Annotated in this window: 27 protein-coding genes; 17 read left to right on the top strand and 10 right to left on the bottom strand. The window is 60.3% G+C overall.

What is annotated here, in order from left to right; genetic code table 11:
• The first annotated feature begins 676 nt into the window (after positions 1-676).
• A complete protein-coding gene (locus tag ATY79_RS21605; protein ID WP_088704833.1) occupies positions 677-916 on the top strand; it encodes a hypothetical protein in 240 nt (79 codons plus the stop codon).
• A gap of 143 nt (positions 917-1,059) precedes the next feature.
• Positions 1,060-2,469, top strand: a complete 1,410-nt coding sequence (locus tag ATY79_RS21600; protein ID WP_088704832.1) for a pyridoxal-dependent decarboxylase — start codon at positions 1,060-1,062, stop codon at positions 2,467-2,469.
• A 79-nt stretch (positions 2,470-2,548) separates the two neighbouring features.
• Here ATY79_RS21600 and ATY79_RS21595 read toward each other — a convergent pair whose 3' ends face one another.
• Together ATY79_RS21595 and ATY79_RS21590 are read right to left on the bottom strand one after the other, a co-directional pair.
• A complete protein-coding gene (locus ATY79_RS21595; protein ID WP_088694350.1) occupies positions 2,549-2,968 on the bottom strand; it encodes a DoxX family protein in 420 nt (139 codons plus the stop codon).
• Between the two features lie 125 nt (positions 2,969-3,093).
• The gene (locus tag ATY79_RS21590; RefSeq protein ID WP_088704831.1) at positions 3,094-4,140 is read right to left on the bottom strand and encodes a GGDEF domain-containing protein; all 1,047 of its coding nucleotides are present in this window, start codon (positions 4,138-4,140) and stop codon (positions 3,094-3,096) included.
• A gap of 276 nt (positions 4,141-4,416) precedes the next feature.
• Here ATY79_RS21590 and ATY79_RS21585 point away from each other — a divergent pair, with 276 nt between their 5' ends.
• From ATY79_RS21585 to ATY79_RS21575, 3 genes are all read left to right on the top strand, one after another.
• Positions 4,417-5,748, top strand: coding sequence for an extensin family protein (locus ATY79_RS21585; protein ID WP_088704830.1), 1,332 nt, complete (start codon positions 4,417-4,419; stop codon positions 5,746-5,748).
• A 380-nt stretch (positions 5,749-6,128) separates the two neighbouring features.
• Positions 6,129-7,055, top strand: a complete 927-nt coding sequence (locus tag ATY79_RS21580) for an ABC transporter ATP-binding protein (RefSeq protein WP_088694347.1) — start codon at positions 6,129-6,131, stop codon at positions 7,053-7,055.
• Complete coding sequence (locus ATY79_RS21575) at positions 7,052-7,813, top strand: ABC transporter permease (RefSeq protein WP_088694346.1); 762 nt, start codon at positions 7,052-7,054, stop codon at positions 7,811-7,813. The genes ATY79_RS21580 and ATY79_RS21575 overlap by 4 nt, the downstream gene beginning before the upstream one ends.
• A 27-nt stretch (positions 7,814-7,840) precedes the next feature.
• Here the strand turns inward: ATY79_RS21575 and ATY79_RS21570 are convergent, their stop codons facing one another.
• The 3 genes from ATY79_RS21570 to ATY79_RS21560 are packed head-to-tail and all read right to left on the bottom strand — an operon-like array spanning position 7,841 to position 9,555.
• Positions 7,841-8,542: a TIGR02281 family clan AA aspartic protease gene (locus ATY79_RS21570; RefSeq protein WP_088694345.1), complete on the bottom strand. Its 702-nt coding sequence runs from the start codon at positions 8,540-8,542 to the stop codon at positions 7,841-7,843.
• The gene (locus ATY79_RS21565; protein ID WP_088694344.1) at positions 8,539-8,754 is read right to left on the bottom strand and encodes a DUF1289 domain-containing protein; all 216 of its coding nucleotides are present in this window, start codon (positions 8,752-8,754) and stop codon (positions 8,539-8,541) included. Before ATY79_RS21565 ends, ATY79_RS21570 begins: the two co-directional genes overlap by 4 nt.
• A gap of 18 nt (positions 8,755-8,772) precedes the next feature.
• Positions 8,773-9,555 (bottom strand): adenosylcobinamide-GDP ribazoletransferase, encoded by a 783-nt coding sequence (locus tag ATY79_RS21560; RefSeq protein ID WP_088694343.1) that lies wholly within the window; start codon positions 9,553-9,555, stop codon positions 8,773-8,775.
• A 138-nt stretch (positions 9,556-9,693) separates the two neighbouring features.
• On the opposite strand from ATY79_RS21560, the gene cobT reads away from it, so the two are divergent.
• The 3 genes from cobT to ATY79_RS21545 all read left to right on the top strand — a co-directional run bounded on the left by cobT (position 9,694) and on the right by ATY79_RS21545 (position 12,359).
• The gene (cobT, locus tag ATY79_RS21555; RefSeq protein ID WP_088694342.1) at positions 9,694-10,710 is read left to right on the top strand and encodes a nicotinate-nucleotide--dimethylbenzimidazole phosphoribosyltransferase; all 1,017 of its coding nucleotides are present in this window, start codon (positions 9,694-9,696) and stop codon (positions 10,708-10,710) included.
• A gap of 120 nt (positions 10,711-10,830) precedes the next feature.
• Positions 10,831-11,211: a diacylglycerol kinase gene (locus tag ATY79_RS21550; protein ID WP_088704829.1), complete on the top strand. Its 381-nt coding sequence runs from the start codon at positions 10,831-10,833 to the stop codon at positions 11,209-11,211.
• Between the two features lie 428 nt (positions 11,212-11,639).
• Positions 11,640-12,359, top strand: coding sequence for a hypothetical protein (locus ATY79_RS21545; protein ID WP_088704828.1), 720 nt, complete (start codon positions 11,640-11,642; stop codon positions 12,357-12,359).
• Positions 12,360-12,446: 87 nt separating this feature from the next.
• On the opposite strand, the gene ATY79_RS21540 is transcribed toward ATY79_RS21545, so the two are convergent.
• Positions 12,447-13,982: a HAMP domain-containing sensor histidine kinase gene (locus ATY79_RS21540; RefSeq protein WP_088694338.1), complete on the bottom strand. Its 1,536-nt coding sequence runs from the start codon at positions 13,980-13,982 to the stop codon at positions 12,447-12,449.
• Positions 13,983-14,088: 106 nt separating this feature from the next.
• Here ATY79_RS21540 and ATY79_RS21535 point away from each other — a divergent pair, with 106 nt between their 5' ends.
• From ATY79_RS21535 to ATY79_RS21525, 3 genes are all read left to right on the top strand, one after another.
• Positions 14,089-14,625 (top strand): thermonuclease family protein, encoded by a 537-nt coding sequence (locus tag ATY79_RS21535; RefSeq protein ID WP_088704827.1) that lies wholly within the window; start codon positions 14,089-14,091, stop codon positions 14,623-14,625.
• On the top strand, positions 14,619-15,269 hold the full coding sequence (locus tag ATY79_RS21530) for a uracil-DNA glycosylase family protein (protein WP_088694336.1): 651 nt from the start codon (positions 14,619-14,621) through the stop codon (positions 15,267-15,269). The genes ATY79_RS21535 and ATY79_RS21530 overlap by 7 nt, the downstream gene beginning before the upstream one ends.
• A 68-nt stretch (positions 15,270-15,337) precedes the next feature.
• A complete protein-coding gene (locus ATY79_RS21525; RefSeq protein WP_007533095.1) occupies positions 15,338-15,826 on the top strand; it encodes an Lrp/AsnC family transcriptional regulator in 489 nt (162 codons plus the stop codon).
• 20 nt (positions 15,827-15,846) lie between these two features.
• Here the strand turns inward: ATY79_RS21525 and ATY79_RS21520 are convergent, their stop codons facing one another.
• Positions 15,847-16,845 carry an ABC transporter permease gene (locus ATY79_RS21520; protein WP_088694335.1) on the bottom strand — a complete coding sequence of 333 codons (999 nt, stop codon included), beginning with the start codon at positions 16,843-16,845 and terminating at the stop codon, positions 15,847-15,849.
• Positions 16,846-16,881: 36 nt separating this feature from the next.
• A complete protein-coding gene (locus ATY79_RS21515) occupies positions 16,882-17,706 on the bottom strand; it encodes an ATP-binding cassette domain-containing protein (RefSeq protein ID WP_245312424.1) in 825 nt (274 codons plus the stop codon).
• A gap of 131 nt (positions 17,707-17,837) precedes the next feature.
• Between ATY79_RS21515 and ATY79_RS21510 the strand changes: the two genes are divergently transcribed.
• Both ATY79_RS21510 and ATY79_RS21505 read left to right on the top strand, forming a co-directional pair.
• A complete protein-coding gene (locus tag ATY79_RS21510) occupies positions 17,838-18,818 on the top strand; it encodes an NAD(P)-dependent oxidoreductase (protein WP_088704826.1) in 981 nt (326 codons plus the stop codon).
• Between the two features lie 47 nt (positions 18,819-18,865).
• Positions 18,866-19,855, top strand: coding sequence for a sugar-binding protein (locus tag ATY79_RS21505; protein ID WP_088694473.1), 990 nt, complete (start codon positions 18,866-18,868; stop codon positions 19,853-19,855).
• Positions 19,856-19,920: 65 nt separating this feature from the next.
• Here ATY79_RS21505 and ATY79_RS21500 read toward each other — a convergent pair whose 3' ends face one another.
• Entirely contained in the window at positions 19,921-20,622 is a 702-nt protein-coding gene (locus ATY79_RS21500) for a DNA alkylation repair protein (RefSeq protein ID WP_088704825.1), read from the bottom strand.
• Complete coding sequence (locus ATY79_RS21495; protein ID WP_280950896.1) at positions 20,619-21,512, bottom strand: NAD(P)-dependent oxidoreductase; 894 nt, start codon at positions 21,510-21,512, stop codon at positions 20,619-20,621. Before ATY79_RS21495 ends, ATY79_RS21500 begins: the two co-directional genes overlap by 4 nt.
• Before the next feature lie 225 nt (positions 21,513-21,737).
• On the opposite strand from ATY79_RS21495, the gene ATY79_RS21490 reads away from it, so the two are divergent.
• From ATY79_RS21490 to ATY79_RS21475, 4 genes are all read left to right on the top strand, one after another.
• Entirely contained in the window at positions 21,738-22,703 is a 966-nt protein-coding gene (locus tag ATY79_RS21490; protein ID WP_088704823.1) for an aliphatic sulfonate ABC transporter substrate-binding protein, read from the top strand.
• Between the two features lie 30 nt (positions 22,704-22,733).
• Positions 22,734-23,909: an FMNH2-dependent alkanesulfonate monooxygenase gene (ssuD, locus tag ATY79_RS21485; protein WP_088704822.1), complete on the top strand. Its 1,176-nt coding sequence runs from the start codon at positions 22,734-22,736 to the stop codon at positions 23,907-23,909.
• A gap of 109 nt (positions 23,910-24,018) precedes the next feature.
• Positions 24,019-24,855 carry an aliphatic sulfonate ABC transporter permease SsuC gene (gene ssuC / locus ATY79_RS21480; protein ID WP_088694329.1) on the top strand — a complete coding sequence of 279 codons (837 nt, stop codon included), beginning with the start codon at positions 24,019-24,021 and terminating at the stop codon, positions 24,853-24,855.
• 10 nt (positions 24,856-24,865) lie between these two features.
• The gene (locus ATY79_RS21475; protein ID WP_088704821.1) at positions 24,866-25,690 is read left to right on the top strand and encodes an ATP-binding cassette domain-containing protein; all 825 of its coding nucleotides are present in this window, start codon (positions 24,866-24,868) and stop codon (positions 25,688-25,690) included.

The raw sequence follows: 25,690 nt of genomic DNA, 5'->3' as shown, positions 1-25,690 counted from the left end.
AACCATGTCCGTTAGCGTTTCATTTAGCGTCTCGTATCAGTTTGCGCCGCAGTGGCTGGGAAACCACAGCATTGAGGCTCGAAACAATGACCTACAGCGGCTTGCTTCTTACTGCCATCGTGGCTGGTTTGATCACAATTCTGGCGGCCGGCAGTCGTCCGGCGACTGAGGCTGCGTCCAATTGGCCGCAGATGGACGTTATGAAGACTGATCGGATCGTTACGGGCAGTGTTCCTGCACGATAAAATGAACGTGCGTCAGATCTATCCCTTGCCTGCGCCGGTGGACGTATCAAATCGGCACCCCGGACGTCTCCCAGCGAGGCGTCGCAACTGATATTCAGACTTTGTTAGGTGTTAGCGACGCGAGGCCTTTTGCAACCTCGGCGGATGACCTAAGCCGATATCATGGGAGAGAAATCATCATCCGAGTCACGGCCGTGCCTGATCGATCTGGTGATCGTCGGAGTGGTCGCGGGACTTCTGGCTTGCCTTTTGCGCGGCGGCAATATCGGTGCAATCGCGCCGGTGGGCTTTGGAACAGCCTTGTCCTGGTATTTTCTGGGCTTCCCGATCATCAGGACAAGAAATCGCTCGCGCTAATTGGTCATTTCGAAGCAAGAGCACGTTAAGAGTCAGGGGCTTAAGCGGGTAGGGGTTCTTAAGGCAATTTACCCATGTGTAGTTCCGATCAACGTTATGATGTCATTTGCGACCCGCTCGACCTCTGGATGGTGTGGGACAACGAGACTGAAGAGCCTGCATCCTTCGGCGGGCAGATATTGCATGGCCTGACAGAAGGCCACGCCATTGAAGTCGCCAAAATCATGAACGAGTTGTACGGTAACGAGAAGCGCGATGCGGCTCGTTTATCCAACGATGACCTTGGCCAGACTACGTGTCGCGGCGGGTGCTGATGTTCTCGGGTGCCACTATTGCGCGTTATGGCGCCGTGCTGGCACGGGCGTAAGGTTCAGGTTATTCTCCGTCGCCACAGGCTTTGACAGTGATGTTGTGTGCGAATTCGGCAGGCGCACAGCATGGCGGGGAGGCGGATGCGGTGAGCACCAAGGAATTGTTCTCGATTGCCGCTGCTCATGCGGCTCGTTTTCGCGAGACGACTAACAACCGTCTCCATCGTCCTTTGCGTGACTATGACGCCGCCGTGGAAGCGTTTGGCGCCCCGCTGCCTGAACTGTCGGCGCCGATGATCGACGTACTCGACGAGCTGGTGGCAACGGCGGAACCTGGGTTGCATTTGATGACAGGGGCGCGCTTCTTCGGCTGGGTCATTGGCGGCTCCCATCCCATGGGAGTTGCCGCGGATTTCCTGACGAGCGCGTGGGGGCAGAACGCCGGCAACCACACTGTGTCGCCCTCAGCGGCGGCCGTCGAAGCCGTAGGGGCACGCTGGCTGCTTCAGCTGCTAGACCTTCCGGCGGGCTCCTCGGTGGGCTTTGTCACAGGCGCGACTGTGGCGAATTTCACTTGCCTTGCGGCCGCCCGTGGCGAGGTGCTGCTGCGGGCCGGCTGGGACGCCGACGCCAAAGGGTTGTTCGGAGCGCCGCCGATCACAGTGCTGATTGGCGATGACGCGCATACGACTGTGTTCTCCGCCTTGCAGTTTCTCGGTCTCGGCCACGACCGCGTGGTGCGGGTTGCGACGGACGATCAGGGGCGCATCCTGCCGACGGCGTTTGAGCAGGCTGCCAGCGAGGTTACCGGGCCTTGCGTCGCCATCCTCCAGGCTGGGCAAATCAATACGGGCGCCTGCGATGATTTCTGCAGGCTGATCCCCATCGCCAAATCGAAGGGCGCGTGGGTCCATGTCGATGGAGCTTTCGGCCTCTGGGCCCAGACTTCCGCACGGCGACGCCATTTGACCGCCGGTGTCGAGCAGGCTGACAGTTGGGCGACCGATGGGCATAAATGGCTTCAAACGCCCTATGATTGCGGCTATGCGATCGTGCGCGACGAGCTCGCGCATCGGCGGGCCATGACGATTTCGGCGAGCTATCTGCCGCTTGCCAGCGAGGGCGAGCGTGACCCTTCACATTATGTGCCGGAACTGTCACGCCGCGCGCGGGGTTTCGCCACATGGGCGATGATCCGACATCTGGGGCGCAGCGGCATCGAAGCTGTTGTCGATGGAGCGTGTGACGCCGCGGCAGGCGTGGCGCGAGCACTCGCAACGGAGCCTGGAATTGCGATCGGCAACGATGTCCAGCTCAACCAGGTGATCGTGTGCTTCGGAGCGGACCTGCCGCCCGAACAGGCCAATGATCTGACGAGGCGAGTGATCGGTGCCTTGCAGAGGGAAGGCGTCCTGTTTGCCGGCGGGGCAACATGGCGCAGTAGGCAGGTTATGCGTCTATCGGTCACCAACTACCAGACGAATTCGGTTGAAGCCTTGACGGCGGTCGAAGCCATTTTGAGAGCCTACCGGGAAGAACGGCGCTCTGCCGTGTGACCGCATCGTGACATGCTCTGCCGCTATGCTCTTAGTGGGTTTGGGCAATGCTCAGTCGCCGTTTGCAAGAACTGCAATGCTACCGGCTGCGGTCCCTTAGCCAGCGGTCAATCGAGAGGGCGCCGGCGCCGGTGGCCGCGAGCACAAACATGCCACCCGCGATGGCTAAATCCTTTTCGAAATGGAGGAGTTCGTTCTGATCGCTGAAGTTGGTGTGAAAGAGTGTGGCGGTCGCCACGCAAAACAGACCCAAGGCCGAAGCGCCGATGCGGGTCAAAAATCCCGTGGCGATGGATAGACCGGCGCAGATCTGGAGAGCGATCGTCGCCACCAGCAGGGGAACACTCAAGCCGAACTGTGCGGCCATATCGACCGCACCCGAAAAATTCAGTGCCAGCGAAACGCCCTCATGCAGAAAGATCCAGGCAAGCAGCAGCCGACCGATCAACAGGGCAACATCGCGTACGTTCGCGCCGACCGAGGGTTTGCTATCCGCCATCTCTTGCTCCTGTGCCCGCGCCGCCAGCGACCTCTGAGCAGCGTGGCCCCATTATAGTTCATCGACGAGGATACGTCGCCAACTCTTCAGAGAGAACGGCGCTGCTTTCACGGATAAGAACCGGGTTAGGCAGCATCCATCTTTTGATTGCCGATGCAGGCAGGATCCTGGTGCACCTTGAAGCGGTTCTTGCCGTCAGTCTTGGCCTTATAGAGCGCGGAGTCGGCACAAACGAAGATGTCGGAACGCAGCGATGGATCGAAGAAGGCTACGCCCACGGATGCGCCGACATGCATTCTGGAGCCATCCCGTTCGACGGAGCGGTTAAGGCTTTGGATAACCGTTTCGGCGAGCTTGGTGACGCTCTCGGCGCTATCGTAGCCGGTGACAATGACCGCGAATTCATCGCCGCCAATGCGGGCCACGAGGTCTGCCCCTTTACATGCCGCCTGCAGGCGTTCTGCCGTTTCCTTGAGGCACTCGTCGCCGGCCTGGTGACCGAACGTGTCGTTGATGCCCTTGAAGCCATCGAGGTCGATGAGAAGCAAGGCCATGGTGGTTTCGCCGACAGCGTGCCGGGGCAGGCGCTGCAGGGCAGTCTGAAACTGTGCGCGGTTCGGCAGGCCGGTCAGGATGTCGAATTCCGCAAGATAGCGGATCTGGTCGAACATCATCTTTTCGGCCTTGATGTCGAGTTTCATGCCGAAGATGCGGACAGGGACATCGCCCTCACATTCGACTGTAGCCGTAATGCGGATCCAACGGGTGTTGCCCTTCGGCGTGACGATCTCCGCGTCGAGTGTAAAGCCGCTTCGCTCCTCAATCGCGCGACTGCGCCGTCGCACGAGCTCGGCCAGCGATTCCTGGGAGTAGCATTTCAAGATTTCCGAGCGATCGAGCTCGGCGTGGTATGGCATGTCGAAGAGGTCGTAGACCATCTTGGTCCAGACAAGGCTGTTGTCCGGCAGGCTGCATTCCCACACACCGATCCTTGCGGCTTCCGAGGAGCGATCGAATATCTTGCGGCTGTGGGCAAGGGCGACTGCGTGCTGATCGAGCCGCTGCTGCTTTTCTGCGAGGGCGCGCTGGAGCGCCTCGATGGCGGCCTCGCTCTTGCGCCGGAATGATGGCAGGCGGTCGGCGATTTTAGCGAAAGCAGCAAAAAATTTCATGCCCAACCCAACGTTAGACGGCCTAATCCTACAATCGTTGGAATGACTTAAGATTTCGTTTTGCGCGTCGTGCGGCAACTTGCCGTGCCGATTGTGGACATGCCCAAACCGGGACATTCGAACGCCTGGGATGAACCTGTGCGTGTGTGTGTTCCGGCTCGGTTTCCGCTTCAGGACGGGGGATGGCGGTGGTCCAGGTAAGCTTTCGTTCACCGTTCTTCATTAAATTTCGGCCTAAGTTTTAGATCCCTGCCGTTCCTCGGAAGCGATGAAAGCATGGCCTTTGTATCCATTCTTCGGCAGTACGTGCTGCCAGTGTTGCTCTCGACGGCGCTGGTGACGTGTTCGACCGATGGCCTTATCCCGCCCGGCGAGGTGGACAACGGTACGCGGGTGGGGTCGATCTCTCCGCCTGAGCGTCGCGTCGCGGCGGCCCGGATGCAAACGGCACCAACTGAACAGGCCTATCCGGTTGCCAATACGCCGGTCAGCGATGCTGCCGGATCCGTCGACTATCTCAACACACCCAATCTTGCCGGAACGGGACAAACCCGCGTCCAGCGCCTGCCGCAAACGCTTCACGCGCCGGCGCAGCCTAGGCGGCTGCCGATGATCGATAGCGACGAGGCAATGGCGGGCGCACAAGGTGCGGCCGGCTCGCTTCGAAGCCAGCCTTCGACCTGGGGCGGCACGCAGCAGCTCGCCGTGCCCGAGGGCGGTGTCAACATGGATGCTGAACTTGGCGCGGAGCCCGTGGTTGGCCTTGCCGAGGAGCAACAGCAGCAGATCGCCGAGGGGCAATCCGATCAGCCCGTTGTCGACGGCATCGGTACCGAAAATCCGACCCAGCTTAACCGTGCGCGTATCCCGGCGCCCGCAGCACAGGCGCGGATGGGCAACGCGCCTGTGTGGACCGATGGAAGGCCGGTCGTCGCCCCGGCGCGCGTGCCGGAGGAGAACGAGGAGCAGGAGGTCGCCATGCTGCGACCGAACAACCCGACCGCGCCGATGATGAGCGAACCAGCGGCTCCTGTGGATCCGAGCATGATGCCGGCCTCGGAACTTGCCTGCCGTCGCGAATTGAAGCGGATGGGTGTCGTCTATACCGAGAAGCCGCCGATCTCGCAGGGGCCCGCCTGCCAGGTGCCATATCCGATCTCCCTGCAGGGCCTGTCCGGCAACATCGGCGTCCAGCCGGCGGTGACGCTGAATTGCCAGGTGACGCTCGCTTTCGCCAAATGGGTCAAGAACGAACTCGCGCCCTCCGCTCGCTTTCGCTACTGGTCCGGCATCAAGACCATTCAGCCGCTCGGTGGATATAGCTGCCGCCGTATGAACAACAGCCGGCAGCGCTACAATCCGATGTCTGAGCATGCCCGTGGCAACGCGATTGACGTCGGCAAGTTTGTCCTGAAGAGCGGTCACGCGATCGACGTGCGCAAGAAGGGGCTGTTCTCTTTCCGGGAAGGAAGGTTGCTGCAGGCCGTGCGCAGCGACAGCTGCAAGTATTTCAACACGGTGCTGGGACCGGGCAGCAATCCGGAGCACTGGAACCATTTCCACTTCGACCTGCGAGCACGCCAAAGCGGCAGGGTCTACTGCGATTGAAAAGGAAAGGCCGGCTCGAGAGCCGGCCCCAAGGCGAACGCGGCGTGGGCGGCGCCGCCCAACCGGGTCAGGTCATGTAATTACTGGTAATGCACTCTACTGCATGTCGAGGAAGCAAAAGGAGCGTAACGAGATCGCTCAGACGGCTGCTCCGCAAGGGGTGCGGCGGGACGGAGAGCGCTTGCTTGCCTCGCCGTCTTTATGGATGAGAAATATCACCGGCTGATGACATCTTGCCGCCGCCAGGTTTTCCATAGGGCCGAACGCGGGCATTTTCACGCAAGTGAATACTCTGTTCATCTTCATCGGGATGTCAAAACTACTTGAAGCGGCTATATAGCGCCCAGCAACTTCCGCCGCAGATGTCAGAAGAGCCCTTTATGGCCCCGATTATTTCCATCCGAAATCTCACCAAAACCTATGCCAACGGATTTCAAGCGCTGAAGGGCATCGACCTCGATGTCGAGCGAGGCGAGATTTTGGCGCTGCTCGGGCCGAACGGCGCGGGCAAGACGACAATGATCTCGATTGTTTGTGGCATCGCCAATCCGAGTGGCGGCACGGTCATCGTCGCCGGTCATGACGTGGTGAAGGATTTCCGGGCGACGCGCTCCATGATCGGTCTCGTCCCCCAGGAGCTAACGACGGACCAGTTCGAGACCGTTTGGAATACCGTCAGCTTCTCGCGCGGACTGTATGGCAAGCGACCCAATCCGGCGCATATCGAAAAGGTGCTGCGCGATCTGTCGCTATGGGACAAGAAGGACAACATGCTGCGGCAACTGTCCGGCGGCATGAAGCGGCGCGTGCTCATCGCCAAGGCGCTGTCGCATGAGCCGGAAATCCTATTTCTCGACGAGCCCACGGCGGGCGTGGATGTGACGCTGCGGAAGGACATGTGGCATGTGGTCGAGAAGCTGCGCAAGGCGGGCGTGACGATCATCCTGACCACGCATTACATCGAGGAGGCGGAAGAGATCGCCGACCGCGTCGGTGTCATCAATGGCGGGCAGCTGCTGTTGGTGGAAGAGAAGACGGCCCTGATGGCGAAGCTTGGCCGCAAACAGCTCATTCTGGAACTGAACGAGCCGCTGCAAGCGCTGCCGGAGTGTTTTGCCGGCAACGGCCTCTCGCTCGCCGCGGACGGCAGTCGCCTGATCTACGATTTCGACGCACAGAATGAACAGGAGAGCGTCGCCACACTGCTGACGCGCCTCGGTGAGCAGAACATTCACTTCAAGGATCTTTCGACGCAGCAGAGCTCGCTGGAAGACATCTTCGTGGCGCTCGTGGGAGGAGCGAAATGAACGTCGAAGCCATCAAATCCATCTATTTCTTCGAAATGGCGCGGACGCGCCGGACGCTCCTGCAAAGTGTCGTTTCGCCGGTCATTTCGACATCGCTCTATTTCATCGTCTTCGGCGCGGCGATCGGTTCACGGATCCAGGAGGTGGAGGGTGTGTCCTATGGCGCGTTTATCACGCCAGGGCTGATCATGCTGACGCTGCTTGGCCAATGCATCAGCAACGGCTCCTTCGGGATCTATTTTCCGAAGTTCACCGGCACGATCTACGAGGTATTGTCGGCGCCAGTGGCAATGACCGAGATTTTGCTCGGCTACGTCGGGGCGGCGGCGACAAAGGGGCTGATGATCGGGGTGATCATCCTGCTGACTGCAAACGTCTTCGTGGAGGTCAGGATCGAGCATCCCGTGATGATGGTGCTGTTCTTTCTGTTGACGGCCATCACGTTCAGCCTATTCGGCTTCATGATTGGAATCTGGGCGACCAACTTCGAGCAGTTGAACCTCATTCCCATGCTGGTCGTGCCGCCGCTGACCTTCCTTGGCGGCAGCTTCTATTCGATCAGCATGCTGCCGCCGTTCTGGCAGGCGGTGAGCCACTTCAACCCGGTGCTCTATCTGGTAAGCGGTTTCCGCTGGAGCTTCTTTGGCATCGCCGACGTCAATCCGCTGGTAAGCCTTGGGATGATCTCACTCTTCCTCGTGCTTTGCCTCGGGACGCTGGGCTGGATCTTCCGGACCGGCTATAGGCTGCGGAGCTAAACGCGGATCGGCGGAGCGCGGCCGGCCTTAATCGCGCATCCGAAGTTCGTCGGTCTGTATCTGCAATGAGCCGAGGGTAGACAGGAAGCTCATGCCGAGGAGGCTCTGATCGAGCTTGCCATCCTGCGCGACGCTGGCAGGAACGTTGTGGCGAATGATCGGGCCGATCGCGACCTCGGAAAGCGTAACGCGGGCGGCACGGGCGCGGCCATTGGCCGTCATGACGCTCATCGTATAATCGAGGTTGTCGGGCATGATGCCCACTCGCTCGGCATCCTCGCGGGACAGCGCGATCATGCTGGCGCCGGTATCGACCAGCATCGAAATGCTCTGGCCGTTGATCGTGACGTAGGCCTCGTAGTGCCCATTCAGGAGCTTGTGAAGGATCACCTCCTGACCGCCCTCGCTGGTGGTCACGACCACGGCGCGGCCCGGCACGAGACCGGCGAGCAGGCGGTTGCCGACGCCAAGCGCCTCCTGTCGGTAGAGATAGACGGTAGCAAGGCCGAGGATCAGGACGAGCCAGATCATCAGGTTGCGTAAAGTCTCGCTCGCGCTGGTGCGCCGCGCCCAAATGCCCGCGGCCAGCATCAATGCGATAGGAAGCAAATAGACAAAACGGCCGAAATCGTCGGTCCGCATACCGAAGATGCGGCTCGTGTCGTCGCTGAAGATGAGGACCGCGAAACCCAGGCCAAGGACCGCAAGAACAATCGTCAGACGGTTCATACATGCTGCTCCGCGCCGGCCTGGGTGGTCGGCTGTAATGGTATCGTCAGTCCGCTCGCGGCAAGTCGCGCGGGCAACAGGGTCATCAGTCGCCGGCGCTCCTCGTCGGAGAAGGATGTCCAGCCACCGATCTCCGGAAGCGTGCGGCCGCAACCTATGCACAGGCCGGTTCCCGGGTCGATCGAGCAGACATGGATGCAGGGTGTTTGCATGCGTTCTATATCGAGATTTCACGAAGCCATGGCAAGGGCGCAGAGGGCGGCGATTTCCGAAATCTGCTGGGTCGCGCCGAGCGTGTCGCCCGTGTGCCCGGCCAGTTTGCGACGGACGATGCGGGTGAAGGTCATGGCGGATAAACCACAGGCGAGAAGGGCACAGACGAGGGGCAGGAGACCGAAGCTCGGCCAGAGCATCAGAGCCGACAAGAGGCAGCCGGAGACGAGCGCCATATGCATCGCGCCTTCACCCGGCTGTCCGGCCGCCGCGGCGACGCCATCGGGTTTGGCCGGCGGCAGCCGATGCCAATGCCAGACGATCGCGGCGCGGCTGATGCAGGCAATCGCCGGGATAGCAAGCGCTGCGGCCAGGGGCGGCGCTGCGCGCGCGATCGCGGCGAGTGCCGCCGCTCGAAGCGCGAACGACAGGATCAGCGAGATCGCGCCATAGGTGCCGATGCGGCTGTCCTTCATGATCGACAGCGCATGATCGCGGTCGCGCCCACCACCGAGGCCGTCGGCGCAGTCGGCAATGCCATCCTCATGCAGCGCGCCGGTCAGTGCCGCCTGGACGGCAAGCGCGCAGAACGCCGACATCAGCCGGTCGGCGTGCAGGCCAAGCATGAGCAGGAAGACTAGAGCGGGCAGGAGTGCAATGAAAATGCCTGCCATGGGGAAGGTGCGGGAGGCTCTGTCCAGCTTGCCGTTGAAGCCGCCGAAGGCGAAAGACGGCATCGGAATGCGGCTGAGGAAGGCAACGGCACGAGCAAGGTCGGTCGCATAATTTCCGATGTACATTTTGACCCTGACTCCGCGACCATATGCAGCGCTTTAGGAGTTGTTCGCCTCGGCGCCTGCCTTTAAGAGAGTGGCGACGAAAGAAGCTGATTTGCAGCAAAAAAACAAGTTACCGACCAAGACAAGGAAACCGCATTCATGAGCGTTTCAGGCATGCCATTCGACGATTTTCGGGCACTTCTACGCGATCTGCCGGGACCGGATGCCAGGGCGCTGGCGGCCGCGCGCGAGCGCGATGCGCAGTTGACGAAGCCGCCCGGCGCGCTCGGACGGCTCGAGGAAATCGCCTTCTGGCTCGCAGCCTGGACGGGCAGGGTACCCGCGGTCAACCGGCCATTGGTGGCCATCTTTGCCGGCAATCACGGCGTCACCAGGCAGGGCATCACGCCGTTCCCGCCCACCGTGACACAGCAGATGGTCGAGAATTTCGCGGCTGGCGGCGCCGCGATCAATCAGATCTGCGTGGCCTATGACCTAGGTCTGAAGGTCTTCGATCTGGCGCTCGACTATCCGACGGGCGACATTACCGAAGAACCTGCATTGTCCGAGCGTGACTGTGCGGCGACCATGGCATTTGGAATGGAAGCAATTGCTGGCGGCACCGATCTTCTTTGCATCGGCGAGATGGGGATCGGCAACACCACGATCGCAGCGGCGATCAACTACGCCCTCTACGGTGGCACGGCGCGTGATTGGGTTGGTCCGGGTACGGGCTCCGAAGGCGACATGCTGGAGCGCAAGATCGCGGCCGTCGAGAGAGCGGTTGCGCTGCACAGCGATCATCTGGGCGATCCGCTGGAGATCATGCGCCGCCTCGGCGGGCGCGAGATTGCGGCGATGGCCGGGGCGATCCTTGCGGCGCGTGTCGAGCGGATCCCAGTTCTGATTGACGGCTATGTCGCGACCGCCGCCGGCGCCATCCTGAAGGCGGCCAATCCCTCGGCGCTTGATCACTGCCTGATCGGCCACGTCTCCGGCGAGCCGGGACATTTGCGAGCAATCGAGATGCTCGGCAAGACGCCGCTTCTGGCGCTTGGCATGCGGCTCGGCGAGGGGACGGGCGCGGCCCTTGCGGCCGGGATCGTCAAGGCAGCCGCCGCATGCCATTCCGGGATGGCAACATTCTCGCAAGCAGGCGTCAGCAACAAGCATTAAGCCTTCAGGCTCGTGACAGGTTGATGACAGAGTTCTTGCGGCGGGGACCGTGAACCGGTATTCGCAATTTCTGACCGATGGCGGCAATGGCCCGCCATCGAAGGACGACGAGGGCACTTGATGAAACCTGCCGTGACAAAACTCACCGGCATCAGCCACTTCTTTGCAGCCGCCAGCTATTCGCTGGGCGGTTTCAGGCGGCTTATCAAGGAGGCCGCGTTCCGGCAGGAACTGCTGTTTTTCGCGGTTTCGATGATCCTCCTGATCGCCGTTGGCGCCACGTTGGCGGAGATGATGATCGCGACCGTGCTGTTCCTCGCGCTCTTCGCCGTCGAGGCGCTGAACACCGCGATCGAGGAGGTCATCGACAGGATTTCGCCGGAGATCTCGATGGTCGGGAAGCACGCCAAGGATCTCGGCTCCTTCGCGGTCGTCTGCATGATCGCGGCGTGCGGTTTGTTCCTGGTGTTTACGATCGGGAAGCATTTGTTGTTTGGCTAACGACATCGCAACCAGCAGTAGCTTTTGGTTGTATGTCTAGCCGTGATGCATCGTGCAATTGCATTCGAAATATGACCGTTCTATCCCCGGGCGGAAAGTGGGGGATGCAATGGCGACTTTACCGGAAAAATCGGACCAATATCTTGGCGAACGGTTCGAAGCCGCAGAACGCAACAGGCATGCCGTCCTACTCCTCGAAGCGGGGGTGGGCGCAACCGCCGCAGCATTTGTCGGCGCGGGTATGGCGCAGGCAGATGGAATTCTCGGTGGTTTCGGGGTGGGCGCGCTCATCGTTTTGGCGGGGATCGCGGTTGGAGGGTTCCTAGGCTTTCTGTTTTCCGTCCCCCCGTGTTTTGGCGAGAGACAATTCGGCGACCGTAGCTGCTGCTACGGCGTCAACAAACACCCCTGCAAATCCGAAGGCCGCGGTGCTGGACTTTCAAAATGCGACGTTGCCTGCAGCCGGAAAAGAGCGGCTTCTCGGATCCAATACCAACCTGGAACGCATCTCCGAGTGGCTGAGGACGATGCTCGTTGGTGTCGGCCTCACCGAGGTTGACTCGCTGGGTGATCGATTTCGCGATTTCAGTGATTTCCTAGCAGAAAGGGTAATGATCTTCAGAGATGGATCGTCGTCTGCGGGGATTCTGCCAGCAGTGGGGCCGCTTCTTCTGGTCGCGGGCTTGGTCAGCGGCTTTATATTCTTCTATTTGTATACTCGCATCTATCTCTCACCGCTGTTCCTTTACGTTGAAAAAATACTAACTGATCCTGGGGCCGAACGGCTGAAACAGGAAATGGTGAACGAGGTCAAGAAGGTCGCCACATCACTGCCGCAGGACAGCCCAATGATAACGTATGCATCTCGGGCATCGAGCCTGTCTGTTAACGACAGTCTCAACGTTATTGCAAACTTGCTTTACCAGACAGGAGGATATCTGACGGCTACCGAACTGGGGAATAAATTGACGGCAACGCCGGCAGTGAAACTATCGCGATACTGGTTCTTGATGGCTGCTGCCTATGGTCAGAAGCATCATTATTTGCCGAACGACGCATCCCCGATGAGCGGCGGATTGCGCGAGATGCTGTCCTGCACGCTGCGCGCAAGGCGGTCGAGCTCAGCGAAGCTGCGAAACGGGCTCTAAAAAACTTGACTGATCCGACCAGCATCGACAATGACCTGCAGGACTTCGAAGATGATCCGGATTTCAACGGGATCGTCGACTAGACTTTTATGCAAAACTCCGGCGCCTGCGTGAAACCGCTGGCGCATCCTCGACGGCCGGGACGGTCTGCAGCACACGTTTGGCGGGCAGGATGGCGATGACTTCGGTGCCCTCGCGCAGCTTCGACTTGAGGATGAACTGGCCGTCGTGCTTGGCGAGGATTGCCTGAACAATCGGCAAGCCGAGGCCGGTGCCTTGTTCGGCGCTCTTGATCGCAATCGAGCCCTGGCCGAAAGCTGAAAGAACAACCGGGATCTCTTCTTCAGGAATCCCGGGACCGTTGTCCTTGATCGAGATGTATTGGCCACCGCCTGCGGTCCAGCCGACCTTGACGTGGATTTCGCCGGCTTGCGGCGTGAACTTCACGGCGTTCGAAAGCAGGTTGAGGATGACCTGTCGCAGCGACTTCTCGTCTGCCCAGACGGCCGGCAATTCTGGCTCGAACTGCTGGGAGATGGTGATGTTCTTGCCGCGGGCTCGCAACTGCACCATGCCGATGCAGTCTTCGGAGATGTTCAGCAGCGAGATTGCCTCCTCGCTGAGCTCGTACTTGCCGGCTTCGATGCGCGAGAGATCGAGGATCTCGTTGATGAGGTTCAGCAGATGTTCGCCCGATCGGTGGATGTCGCCGGTATATTCCTTGTAGGTCGGATTGTTGAGCGGCCCCATCACCTCAGCCGACATGACCTCGGAGAAGCCCAGGATGGCATTAAGCGGCGTTCTCAGCTCATGCGACATGGATGCGAGGAAGCGGGACTTTGCAAGGTTTGCTTCTTCCGCCCGGCGGCGGGCTTCATCCGACATGGACTTTGCGACTTCCAACTCGGCGATCAGATCGTCCTTCTCGGCCTGGTAGGCGAGGATCTTGAGGTTGGACTGGAACAGCCGGTCGCTGATGTAGTTGAAGAGGATGACCGTCGTGGTGAAGACGGTCGTCAGGCTGATCTCGAGCATTTCGCGGGAGAGGCCGGCCTTTGCAATCAGTCCCAGAACGACGGGTGCGAAGGTAATGAGCACCGACGGCGTCAGCATGAAATTCGACATCGCCGTGATCGAAAGCGCAATAAGCAGTGTGGCGCCCTTGTAGAGCAGGAAGCTCGAGGGCTCGCAGGCGGTGCAGTCCTGCAGGGCGAACACTACCCAGCAGCAGCCGACCATGAATTGCCCAAGCAGGAGAACGCGGCGCCATTTGCGCGCTGTCGTTGCATTGATTTCCTGGCCTCTGGCCCGGCGCGCTAGAAATACATTCGTGGCATGGCCCGTCAGCGTCAGCAGCGCCCACAGGAAGATCTGGGTGTTCTCAGTGAAATAGACGCCGAGAGCGGCCATGATCGTGACAAAGAGTGGGACGATCGATGCGCCCTGGAGGACCGCGTTGATGTACATGACGAGCACGTCGCGATCGAATGCGCCGCTTCCGGCATGGCTCGACTGGAGGCGCTCCCGCGTCAGCCGGACAGCCTTCGACACTGGCTTGTTCCGGTGACTGCGTGACTTGTCGACGATGTTCTTATCGGTCGATGTGCTAACGCCAGTACTCATTGTGTACGTTGAAACTTGATCCGCGGGTGTCTACACCCTAAACGGCAATTCTTAAGATGATGTTAGCCATCTTTGCCAAGGATTTGTTTTTTAAGGAGGCGAAAGCGTGACGCGCGGTTTGCGAGTGATGCGCGACGGCGTGACGGCGCTGGCTCTGTTGGCATTCCTGTGGTTGATCGCGGCCAAGCTGAACGACAGGGCCGAGACGGACCATGCTGGCCAATTTCATGCTGTTGACGGCGATAGTCTGAATCTCGGCAGCGAGCGTATGCGGCTCTACGGCATCGATGCCCCCGAGCTCAGCCAGACATGCGAGCGGGAAGGCGCGCGATGGGCTTGCGGTCGGGAGGCGAAGAAAGCGTTGCAAGCGCTTGTTCGACCCGGCGATACGCGCTGCGGTGGAACCGAACGGGATCGTTTTGACCGCATGCTGGTGATCTGTCATGCCGGCGGCATCGACCTGAACGCGGAAATGGTGCGCAAGGGCATGGCAGTATCCTACGGTGCTTACCGTGATGAGGAGACGCAAGCAAAGGTCGAGAAAGTCGGGTTGTGGGCGGGTGCGTTCGAAATGCCCCGCAGCGTGCGCGACCACGCGCCGCGATCGGATACCCGCGGCATCATGGGGCCGCTCGGATGGTGAGCGGGAAGGCTCCGCCAGACGAGCAGGCGCTCGATATTCTCCGGCAGGAAATTGCGGCCTGTCGCATCTGTCGGGATACGCCGCTTGGCGGCGCGGATGCTCGCTTGCCGCACGAGCCGCGGCCGGTCGCGGTGGTATCGTCGAAGGCGAGGATATTGATCGCGGGGCAGGCACCAGGTCTTAAGGTTCAAGAGACTGGCCTGCCATTCAACGATGCATCCGGCGATCGCCTGCGGGACTGGCTGCAGGTCGATCGAGAGACGTTCTATGACCGCGACTGTTTCGCCATCGTGCCGATGGGCTTCTGTTTTCCCGGTTATGATGCCAAGGGCAGTGATTTGCCGCCGCGGCGCGAATGTGCACCGCATTGGCGGAGCAGGGTCATTTCGGCAATGCCGCAGATCGAGCTTATCCTTGCAGTCGGCCAGTATGCGCAGGCTTGGCACATGCGCACGGAACGCCGCCAAAACATGACCGAGACGGTGCGGGCTTGGCGGACGACGCATTCACCGACACATCTGCCGTCAATTCTGCCGTTGCCGCATCCGAGCTGGCGCAACACCGGTTGGATCAAGCGTAACTTATGGTTCGAGGAGGAGTTGCTGCCCGTGCTGCGGGAACGGGTCGGCGCGTTGCTGCGCTGAAAAAAAATTCTTTTAACCTGCCGGAATCGCGCTATACAGAGAAAATAAATTCGAAGGGGCTTTTCCAGATGGACCGTCTTGACCGCAAAATCCTGCGTCTCTTGCAGGAAGATTCGACTTTGGCTGTTGCCGACCTTGCCAAGAAGGTCGGGCTTTCCACGACACCATGCTGGCGGCGCATCCAGAAGATGGAAGAGGACGGCGTGATCAAGCGCCGCGTTGCGATCCTCGATCCGGAAAAGGTCAATACCAAGGTTACGGTCTTTGTGTCGATCCGGACGGCAACGCACTCGATCGAGTGGCTGCGGCGCTTTTCCGAGGTCGTTGCCGATTTTCCCGAGGTGGTCGAGTTCTATCGCATGAGCGGCGATGTGGACTACCTGTTGCGTGTGGTTGTGCCTGACATTGCCGCCTACGACGCCTTCTACAAGCGGATGATCGCCAAGATCGAGATCCGCGATGTGTCGTCCGCCTTTGCCATGGAGCAGATCAAGTATTCGACGCAACTGCCGCTCGATTACATGATCCTCGACAACGCGAAGTCGAACGAGGACTGACAAGCGACAGCGGCGCAGCGTTATTCGCTCTGCCGCAGATTTCTCAGCCGGTCGAACAGAACCGCAAGAACGATCGCGCCGCCGATGAAGGTCCCTTGCCAGAAGGCATTGATGCCCAATAGGCCAAGGCTGTTGCGGATAACCTCGATCAAGGCGGCGCCGACAAGGGCGCCGAAGGCGGTACCGACACCGCCGGCGAGATTGGCGCCGCCGATGACGGCTGCGGCGATGACCTGCAGTTCCATTCCGGCGCCGATGTTCGTCGTGACGGCTCCGAGCCAGCCTGTCTGGATGATGCCGGCAACACCGGCCGAGAGAGCCGAGATCATGTAGACTGCGACCTTGATCTTCCTGACCGGCACGCCGGTCAGGGTCGCAGCGTGTTCGTTTCCACCGATGGCGAAGACGTAGCGACCGAAGCGTGTCCAGCGCAGCACGAAGCCGGTCAGCAAAGCCAGCACAGCCATGTAAAGCACGGGATTGGCGATGCCGAAGAGCCATGCACCGCCGCCGAGCGCCAGCAGCTTGTCGTGATCGGGGCCGAACTGGAAGACGACGGTGTTGTTCGAGGCCACCATCGCGAGGCTTCGGGCGATCGACAGCATTCCGAGCGTGACGACGAAGGGCGGGAATCCGAGGTAGGCGATCAGAATGCCGTTGAAGGCGCCGACCACCAGCGCTGTGCCGATCGAGGCTGCAATGCCCGTTCCGATGCCATAGCCGGCATGCATGGTGATCGCAAGGATCATGCTGCAGAGGCAAAGCACTGACCCGACCGACAGGTCGATTCCACCGGTGATGATGACCAGCGTCATGCCAAGCGCAATAATCGCGACGAAGGTGACGTTGCGGGTGATGTTGTAAAGGTTGGTGGGCGTGGCGAAGGAGCTCGTGGCGAAGGATAGGAAGATGCAGGCGAGGACGACGGCAACGAGCACCCAAAAGGTCTGACTGGCGAAAATGGACGAGAACCAGTTGCGCTGCTTCTGCGCTATCGTCTGATCGAGGGTTATTGCCATGGTCGACCTTCGCTTACGTTAACTACCGTGTGCTAATCACACCTGTTCGATTGCGCCTGTTATCAGCCCCGTGACTTCCTCCGGCGAACTCGCCGCTATCGGCTTGTCTGCGACCTTGCGCCCGCGCCGCATGACGATCACGCGGTCGGCAACCGAGAAGACGTCAGGCATGCGGTGGCTGATCAGAATGACTGCGATGCCGCGATCGCGCAGTTGACGGATGTGAGCAAGAACCTCCGCAACCTGGCGTACTGAGATGGCGGCGGTCGGCTCGTCCATGAGCACGAGCTTCGCTTCCGCCAGCATGGTACGAGCGATTGCCACGGCCTGGCGTTGGCCACCCGACATCTGTTTTACCAGATCTCGTGGCCGTGTCTCCGATTTCAGCTCCTTGAAGATTTCGCCGGCGCGCTTGTACATCGATTTGTAGTCGAGGATGCGAAGGGGGCCGAAACCACTGCGGATCTCGCGGCCGAGGAATACATTGGCGGCGGCCGTCAGATTGTTGCAAAGCGCGAGGTCCTGGTGGACGATCTCGATGCCCCGTTGTCGGGCTTCGACCGGCCGATGCAGAACGAGGTCTTGGTCGTCGAGTCGCATCGTTCCGTGGCTTGGACGGAAATTGCCGGCGATCATCTTCACAAGCGTCGATTTGCCGGCGCCGTTGTCGCCCATCAATCCGACGACCTCTCCCGCTTCCAGCGAAAATGACACGTCGTTGACCGCCTGTATGGCGCCGAAATGTTTTGAGATGTTGGTGAGCTCGAGAACTGCCACCAGCTGTCTAGCCTCCGAAAGCCGCGACCGTATTTCAAGCCGCAATTTCACCCGCCAGTTCCTCCCTGCGAGCGCTCTCAGCATTTATCCAGAACCGCGCGAGACCGTCAATTGGATGCTGCTAATTTACGGCGTTCGTTACAATTACTCGTTTTATAGTACAATTCGATTGACGCGCGGAGGTGTCTGTATATTAGCTGTTTGTGGAGGAGAGCATGCTGATCCTTGTCACCGGTGCAACGGGCAAGGTCGGGCAGCACTTCATCGCTGGGCTGCTCGACGATCCGCGATTTTCGAAGGCGCGCATTCGCGCGCTTTGTCATAACCGCTTGTGCCCAGAAACCGAACGCGTCGAGGCGGTGCGCGGCTCTATCAGCGATCGCGGGGCGGTTACGAGCGCGCTTGCGGATGTCACGCATGTCGTGCATCTCGCAACATGCAAGGAGACGCCTGATGACGTGATGGATGTCACCGTCAAGGGACTGTTCTGGCTTCTCGAAGGCTTCAGGACCAGCGCCACTGCACGCCAGTTCATTCTCATCGGCGGCGATGCCGCGATAGGGCATTTCTTCTATCGCCACGAGGCCCCGATTACCGAAGCGACGCCGCATCAGGCCTATCCCGGCTGCTATGCCCTATCGAAGGTGCTGGAAGAGGTGATGCTGGAGCAATTCCAGATCCAGTATGGCATCAATGGCTGCTGCCTGCGTGCGCCTTGGATCATGGAGAAGGATGACTTCAAGTTCACGCTGTCGTTCGGAGACGATGTTTTCGGGGGGCCGGATTGGAAGACGCTCGTTCCGGAGAGCGACGCCGTGCGCTATGCGCGGAAGCAGACGGTTCCGTTGTTGCGTGACGCCGATGGCCGCCCCTTGAAGCGCAATTTCGTTCACGTCGACGATCTCGTCTCCGCAATACTTGAAGCGCTCGACAATCCGCGCGCGCGCGGCCAGCTGTTCAACATTTGCATGGATCGACCTGTCGACTACGGTGAGGTTGCCCTCCACCTTGCGCGCACACGCGGCCTCGGTTCGGTCGACGTACCGAGCCAGTTCCACTCGAACTGGATGGACAACGGCAAGGCGAAATACCTGCTCGGGTGGCGGCCCGTCTACGATCTGGAAATGCTAATCGACTCGGCCTGGGGGTATGTGCGTTCGGAGGAGGATTCTCGCATCGTCTGGTATCCGGGTTGATCATGTGGCGGGCGATGGCGTCCGCCATTTTTCAATGGGAGGAAGCTATGAAGAAGGCATTATTGCTTACAGTCGCGGTGCTGGCGCTGACGGCCGGACAGGCCCTGGCAGCCAAGAAGCAGTTGGTCATCGTCGTGAAGGGCCTCGACAACCCGTTCTTCGAGGCGATCAACCAAGGTTGCCAGAAGTGGAACAAGGAAAACGCCAAGTCCGAGTACGAGTGCTTCTACACAGGCCCAGCATCGACATCTGATGAGGCCGGCGAGGCGCAGATCGTTCAGGACGTGTTGGGCAAGGCCGAAACGGCGGCAATCGCCATATCTCCGTCGAACGCCAAACTGATCGCACAGACGCTTAAGACGGCTAATCCCAAGGTTCCTGTGATGACCCTCGACGCCGACCTTGCGGCAGAGGATTCAGCTCTGCGCAAGACCTATCTCGGCACCGATAACTATCTGATGGGCGCGCGCATCGGCGAGTACATTAAGAAAGCGAAGCCAAAGGGTGGCAAGATCTGCACGATCGAAGGCAACCCCGGCGCCGACAACATTCTCCGGCGTGCTCAGGGTATGCGCGATACCTTGACCGGAAAGAAAGGCCTGACGGCATTGAAGGGTGAGGGCGGATGGACGGAGGTTGCCGGCTGCCCGGTCTTCACGAACGACGACGGCGCCAAGGGCGTTCAGGCCATGACCGACATTCTCCAGGCCAATCCGGACCTGGACGCCTTCGGCATCATGGGCGGCTGGCCGCTGTTTGGCGCACCGCAACCCTATCGCGACCTATTCAAGCCGATGGCTAAGAAGATTTCCAAGAACCAGTTCGTGATCGGTGCAGCCGACACGATCGGCGATGAAGTCGCGATCGCCAAGGAAGGTCTCGTGACTGCTCTTGTCGGTCAGCGGCCGTTCGAAATGGGCTACAAGGCGCCAACGGTCATGATGGACCTGATCGCTGGAAAGAAGGTTCCGGATCCCGTCTTCACCGGTCTCGACGAATGCACCAAAGATACCGTCAAGACGTGCATTCAGAAGTAGTTGACAAGCGAGGCAGCGGGCGAAGCATCGTCCGCCCGCTGTCTTTCCGATGGCGGGTACCGCGGTCACCGTAGAGCCGCTTTCCGATCCAGTCTGGCAAGCACCTTGTCGCTCGTCAGTTCCCGGACGGCATCCTTGCCGATCCAACGTGCCGTCTGATCATCCGATGCCGCCAGTTTCTTCGCGAGCTCCAGTGCTGCGGTATGGCAGTAGAGACTTCGTTTTCCGATGTTTCTCAGCGCCCAGTTCACAGCCTTGCGCACGAAATTGCGGGGATCGTCGGCATGGGTCGCGATGAGCGGAAGCGAGGCCAGCAATGTCTCATCCGGCTCCTTCTTCAGGTGGACGGCCGCGCCCGCAATCATTGCAAAGGCCGTGCGCCGGACGAATTCCCGCTCGTCGGATGCGAATTCGGGAATGAGCGTTTCGATGCGTGCTTCGACATAGAGGTCTGCGGCGCAATCGACGATTTCCCATGAGTCGAAGTCGTCGGCCCAGGCTCGCGCGGTTTCGAGCGTAAGCCTGTTGGGCTCGGCCGTATAGAGAGCGAGTAAGCGGCCTTCGCGGATGCCGCTCTGCCAAAGCTCAAGGGCGCGGGCATGGTTCCGCTTCACTATCCGGGCGATTTTCTGGAGATCCGGATTGGAGATGCCGAGCGCGGTTTCGGTGACGATACCAAAACGGGCCATGCCGGATATGTTTTCCTCCGAGCGCAGCGTCTGCAGATGCGCGATCAGTTCCGCGGCACTGGAGGAGGGGCCGATCATTTCTCCAGTCGAGCCAGCAGTGAGGACGTGTCCCAGCGGTTGCCTCCCATGGCCTGGACGTCGCCATAGAATTGATCGACCAAGGCTGTCACCGGCAGTTTCGCACCGTTGCGGCGCGCCTCGCTGAGCACGATTCCGAGATCCTTGCGCATCCAATCGATGGCGAAGCCGAAATCGTATCTCCCCTCGTTCATGGTCTTATGCCTGTTCTCCATCTGCCACGAGCCGGCAGCACCTTTGGATATAACTTCGACAACCTTCTCGATGTCCAGGCCGGCGCGCTTTCCGAAATGAATGCCTTCCGCAAGTCCCTGGACGACGCCGGCGATGCAGATCTGGTTGATCATCTTGGTCAGTTGGCCGGCGCCCGCCGGTCCCATGAGGCCGACCATGCGGGCGTAGGCATCGATGACAGGCATTGCCTTGTCGAACGTGGTCTCCTCACCGCCGCACATGACCGTAAGCACGCCGTTCTCGGCGCCCGCCTGTCCGCCCGATACTGGGGCATCGATGAAGCCGCAGCCCTTGTCTTTCGCTGCGGTATCAAGCTCGCGGGCAACCTCGGCGCTCGCGGTCGTGTTGTCGATCAGGATCGCACCGGGCTTCATCGTTTCAAAAACGCCGTTCTTGCCCGTTGTCACCGAGCGGAGATCGTCGTCATTGCCGACGCAGGTGAAGACGAAATCCGCATCCTTGGCTGCTTCCGCAGGCGTTGGGGCCGATTTACCACCAAACTTTTCTGCCCAGGCAGCCGCCTTTGATGCGGTCCGATTGTAGACCGTGACGTCATGGCCGCCTTTCACCTTGAGATGGCCCGCCATGGGAAACCCCATCACGCCAAGACCGATGAATGCGACTTTTGCCATGTGCCTATCCTTTTCTGAATGCAGGGCATGAGGATTAGCCGAAAGCACTGCGCGCGAAAAGGCATCGGAGCGCCGGCAACCTCGAGACGGAAAAATTTTCCTCGAAAGCGGCGAAGCTTGTTCGGATAATCCCGTGAGCGTCGAAAGATGATAATTATAAATGTCGATCGATTTAATAGGTTTTATCAAGATTGGAGTATCGAAACGCTGGAGCGCCGAGACCGGCTGCCTCCCAACGAGGGAACGATCATGATCTCACGACGTCAAACATTGGGACTTTTTGGCGCCGCGGCCGCCACGGCATTGTTGCCTGGCATCAAGGGTGCGCGCGCGGCAACGACCGAATTTCGGATCGGCTGGCAGAAGAATGGGGTCCTGGCCCTCGCCAAGCGCCGCGGCGCGCTGGAAAAGCGGCTAGCAGACAGAGGCATTACCGTCAGCTGGTCGGAATTCACCTCCGGCCCGCCTCTGCTGGAAGCGCTCGGCGCTGGTGCGCTCGACTTCGGTGCAACGGGCGACGTGCCTCCGCTTTTTGCCCAGGCGGCCGGCGGTCACCTTTACTATGTGGGGCTCTATCGAGGCAGCCCGGCAGGCTCGGCAATCCTTGTCAGAAAGGACTCGCCGATCCAGACGCTGGAAGATCTGAAGGGCAAGAAGATTGCCTTCAAGCGCGGTTCGAGCGCGCACAACGTTGCAGTCAAGGTCCTGCGTAAGGCAGGCCTGGCACCGGAAGACATTGAGGGTGTGGATCTCAGCCCGGCGGATGCGGCGGCAGCCTTCAAGAATGGTAGCATCGACGCCTGGTCGATTTGGGACCCCTATCTCGCAATTGCTGAAGCCGATCCGGAAACGCGGGTTCTGACGACGGCTGAAGGCATTGTCGACTCCTACAGCTTCTTCCTTGCGAATGCCGAGTTCACCGACGCAAACGGGCAGGTCATCACCGATGTGCTTGATGAGCTTAAGCAGGTCGGGAGCTCTGCTCAGAGCAATCTCGATCAGACAATCAAGGAGCTCTCCGAGATCACCGGCGTGCCGCCGGAGGTAACACGCGTGACCCTGACGCGCGCTGGAGCCGATCTCGGCAGCGTATCTGGCATCACGGATGCGGCCGCGGCCTACCAGCAGGGGTTGGCCGATGAGTTCTACAAGCTCGGCATCGTGCCGAAGCAGCTGAACACCGGCGACATCATCTGGCGCGCCAAGGCAAGCTGATTTCCATTCCGACTAGAAGGCATCACTTGCATGACCAGCAAACACGACCCTATCAATTTCCTCTGGTTCATCCCGACCTCCGGGGATGGCGCCTATCTCGGTTCGAACGAGCAGACGCGCGCGCCCGAGATCGGCTATCTGACGCAGATCGCCCAGGCAGCTGATCGTCTCGGCTACTCCGGCGTGCTGCTGCCGACGGGCGTTGCCTGCGAAGAGTCCTTCGTGACGGCAGCAGCACTTGCCGCCAAGACCGAGAGGCTGCAGTTCCTAGTGGCTATCCGTCCCGGCACGGCATCGCCGGCATATTACGCGCGTCTAACAACGACGCTGGACCGTATTTCGAATGGGCGCCTGCTGCTCAACATCGTCGTCGGCGGCAGTCCGGCGGAGCTTGCCGGCGACGGCATTCATCTCGCGCATGACGAACGCTATGCCCATGCCGACGAGTTCTTCACGGTTTTCGAAGAGCTGCTGGAGAGGGGTGTCGCGAGCTATGATGGCAAGTACATCAAGGCGACGAACGCGAAGCTTGGTTTTCCTTCCGTCCAGAACCCGCGGCCGCCACTGTACTTCGGTGGTTCGTCGGATGCCGGCATCGACTTCTCGGTCGGCCGAGTCGACAAATACCTGACCTGGGGTGAGCCACCGGCTCAAGTTGCCGAAAAGGTTCAAAAGGTACGCGCTGCCGCGGCGAAAAAGGGGCGCGAAGTCAGCTTCGGCATTCGCCTGCATTTCATCGTCCGCGAAACCGATGAGGAAGCATGGGCAGCGGCAGATCGCCTGATCTCGAAACTCGACGATGAGGCGATCCGCGAGGCGCAGGAGCGTTTCGTGAATGAATCCGATTCCGTCGGCCAGAAGCGCATGGCGGCATTGCACGGCGGCCGGCGCGACAAGCTGGAAGTGTCGCCGAACCTGTGGGCTGGCGTCGGCCTAGTACGCGCCGGGGCAGGGACGGCACTGGTCGGCTCGCCGAAAACAGTCGCCGCGCGGCTGCGCGAATATCAGGACGTCGGCATCGATACCGTCATAGGATCCGGCTATCCGCATCTTGAGGAGGCCTATCGCGTCGCCGAGCTATTGTTCCCGGAACTCGGGATCACGCGCGAGGAGCAGCGACACGGCTTCCAGACTGATTTTGGAAAGCATCAGGTCTTCGGTGGCGGCAGCCATGGCGGAAACCTGAAAGTCGTCTCCGGCTCCTGATCTGCCAATTGGCGCCGTCCGCTGTCGGGCGGCGCTTCTTCATCGACCGCACCGGCCCACCAAGCCTCTCGGAGGCCGGGTTAAGCAAGCAGAAGCGAGGAAAACCTTCATGTCGACTTTTGATACGCCGATTGGGCGGACGCTGACCGAGCGCGTTGAACGCAACGGAAGGCTCCGGGTCTCGCTTCCAGGGTGGGACAAGCTATTGCCCTTCTTCGTGCCGGTGGCAATTATTGCCGCCTGGCAGCTGGCCTCGTCAGCCGGCTGGATCTCCTCCCGCATCATGCCGTCGCCCGCCGATGTAGGCGTTGCATTCTGGTCGACGACCGCCACAGGACAGTTGCCGCACGATATCCTCGTCAGCGCCGGTCGCGCCTTTGCCGGTCTGCTGGTAGGTGGCTCGATCGGTTTCCTCCTTGGGATCGCCAACGGCGTCTCGAAAATCTCGGAACAACTGACGGATACGACGCTGCAGATGCTGCGTACGATCCCGCATCTCGCAATGATCCCGCTGGTTATCCTCTGGTTCGGGATCGGCGAGGAATCGAAGTTGTTCCTGACCTCGCTCGGCGTGCTCTTTCCCATTTATCTCAACACCTATCATGGCGTTCGCAACGTCGATCGTGACCTGATCGAAATGGGCCGCGTCTATGGGATGGGACGCTGGACATTGTTCCGAAAGGTGATCTTCCCCGGCGCGCTGCCGTCTATCTTCGTCGGGCTGCGATACGCGCTCGGCATCATGTGGCTGACCTTGATCGTGTCGGAGTCGATCGCCGCTTCATCCGGCATCGGTCACATGGCGAACAATGCGCGCGAGTTCATGATGACCGACGTCGTCGTGCTGGCGCTGGTCATCTACGCCATCCTCGGCAAGCTTGCCGATGTCGTCGCCCGGGCCCTCGAACGCCGGGCCCTCAAATGGAACCCGGTTTACCAGAAGTAGGAGAGGCGTCATGACCATCATTGCGCATGAGCGTTTTCAAGGAGCCTCGGACGAGTTCGAATACGAGACCGATCGCGCGACGCCAGCCGGCACCGGCGCTGCGGCAATTACGCTGAGGGGACTTGAGAAGAGCTTCGGCGGCAATCGCGTGCTCCGCGGCATCAATCTCCACATTCCGGCCGGGCAGTTCGTTGCCGTCATCGGCAAGAGCGGCTGCGGCAAGAGTACGCTGCTGCGCATTCTGATGGGCCTCGACGAGCCGACGAGCGGTAAACTCCATTTCGAGAACGCCGATGGCGCTGATGCGGAAGCGAATGCCAGGATCGTGTTTCAGGAGCCTCGTCTGCTTCCCTGGTTGAGCGTCGCCGAAAACGTGGCGGTCGGGCTTGGCGATGGGGTCGATAAGCGCATCGCTCTCAGGGAGGCCGAGGCGGTGCTCGGCGAGGTGCAGCTTGCCGAAAAGGCAGCCGAATGGCCTGCTCGTCTCTCTGGCGGGCAGCGGCAGCGTGTCGCGCTGGGACGGGCACTTGTCAGCAAGCCTGGCGTGCTGGCGCTTGACGAACCGCTGGGCGCGCTCGACGCATTGACGCGGATCAGCATGCAGGAGCTGCTCAATCGTGTCTGGCGGGAACTGGGCTTTACGGCCGTCCTGGTTACGCACGACGTCAGCGAGGCGATGCATCTCGCCGATCGTGTGATCGTGCTGGAAGAGGGGCGCGTTGCGCTTGATCTGGCGATCCCCTATCCGCATCCGCGTCGATACGGCAATCCCGCGCTCGCCGAGCTCGAAGGGCGGCTTTTGGCGGCGATCCTGGGGACGGACACCGCTCATTGA

It is taken from the genome of Rhizobium sp. R693, from assembly GCF_002211315.1.
Taxonomy (GTDB): domain Bacteria; phylum Pseudomonadota; class Alphaproteobacteria; order Rhizobiales; family Rhizobiaceae; genus Rhizobium.
The sequence above is the reverse complement of the archived record's forward strand: the minus strand, read 5'-3'. Positions and strand labels throughout refer to the sequence as shown.